The organism is Bradyrhizobium sp. Arg816 (genome assembly GCF_029989365.1).
Classification (GTDB): domain Bacteria; phylum Pseudomonadota; class Alphaproteobacteria; order Rhizobiales; family Xanthobacteraceae; genus Bradyrhizobium.
The window spans coordinates 1-1321 of sequence record NZ_JAPRAQ010000078.1; the positions used below are offsets into that span (position 1 = coordinate 1).

General features: G+C 57.5%; 1 protein-coding gene. It reads left to right on the forward strand.

Going from position 1 to position 1321, the window contains the following annotated elements:
* The first annotated feature begins 72 nt into the window (after positions 1 to 72).
* The gene (locus OWC48_RS45885; protein WP_282525908.1) at positions 73 to 1125 is read left to right on the forward strand and encodes an IS110 family transposase; all 1053 of its coding nucleotides are present in this window, start codon (positions 73 to 75) and stop codon (positions 1123 to 1125) included.
* The last annotated feature ends 196 nt before the right edge of the window (positions 1126 to 1321 follow it).

A 1321-nucleotide genomic window follows, 5' to 3' on the forward strand; every position in this document is an offset into this window, starting at 1 on the left:
ACCATTAATGGGATGGTCCGCCCCGTCCTCCTCCCTCATTATAGGAAGGTCAGATCAAAAGAGGAGAGTATCATGGCCCATCGCAATTTGCCGCGACCTGCGGCTGTCTATGGAATCGACATTGGCAAGAACCTGTTTCACGTCGTTGGCCTGAGCTGCGACGGCACACCTGTTCAGAAAGTTCGCTTTCGACGGGAGGCCCTTCTTCAGTTCTTTGCTCGCGCACAACCAAGCATAGTTGGCATGGAATCCTGCGCCGGTTCACAGTGGCTCGCCCGGAAAATAAAGGCACTAGGTCACAAGGTGCGCCTGATCCCCGCGCAATTCGTGAAGCCCTACGTGAAGTCAAACAAGAACGATATCATCGACGCCGAGGCGATCGCTGAGGCCGCAACGCGACCGACAATGCGCTTCGTCGCCGTGAAGGAGGAGGACCAAGTCGATCTTCAAGCGCTGCATCGAATTCGTGAGCAGATGGTCGGCTCGAGGACACGCCTGATCAATCAGATGCGGGCTTTCTGCCTCGAGTACGGCGTACCTTTACGTCAGGGTGCCGGAATATTCAAACTCGAGTTGCCGCGCGCTTTAAATGACGAAGGAAACGATTTGTCACCAGTGATGCGTCGCCTGGTGGGCGATCTCTTCGCCGATCTCCGCCGCCTCGAAGAACGGATCCGCGAAGTGACACAGGAAATCGAAGCGGTCGCCGATCGAGAGGACGTCACACGCCGGCTGATGACAATCCCTGGTATCGGCGCATTGGGTGCGACCGCCGTACTTGCCGCGATCGGTGATGGGCTGCAGTTTCGTAAGGCGCGCGACCTTGCTGCCTGGCTGGGGTTAGTACCTAGGCAATACTCGACCGGCGGAAAACAGAAGCTGCTTGGCGTCAGCAAACGCGGCAACCGTTATGTGAGAAAGCTTCTAGTGCATGGCGCGCGATCCTGCTTCCGGCATTTGGACCGGACGCGCGATCGCCTAGGAAGCTGGCTCGACGGGCTCCAGGCTCGGATGCATCCGAACAAGGCCGTTGTCGCTCTAGCCGCCAAGATGGCCCGCATTGTCTGGGTGGTCTTGAACAAGCCTGGGGCTCTGTACGAACGCAGAGATCCTGCTTTCACCTGACGCTTCTGGCTTCGATTGCAAGGCTCGGGAACAGTGATGACGAAACAGTCGATCAACATGCCGTAAGCCCTGTGCAAAAAAGCGGGCTTCGTGCCCGAACCATTTATTGGGAACGGCGTGCGCGGATCTCATCATGGCCTGGCTGCAACAGCAGTCCACTCGCGAGAGGCCGGATACATTTATGCAACTGGAAGCG

Bases quoted from the DNA above. Each gene is read 5' to 3' on its own strand.
- OWC48_RS45885 (WP_282525908.1), top strand. From the start codon at position 73: ATGGCCCATCGCAATTTGCCGCGACCTGCGGCTGTCTATGGAATCGAC.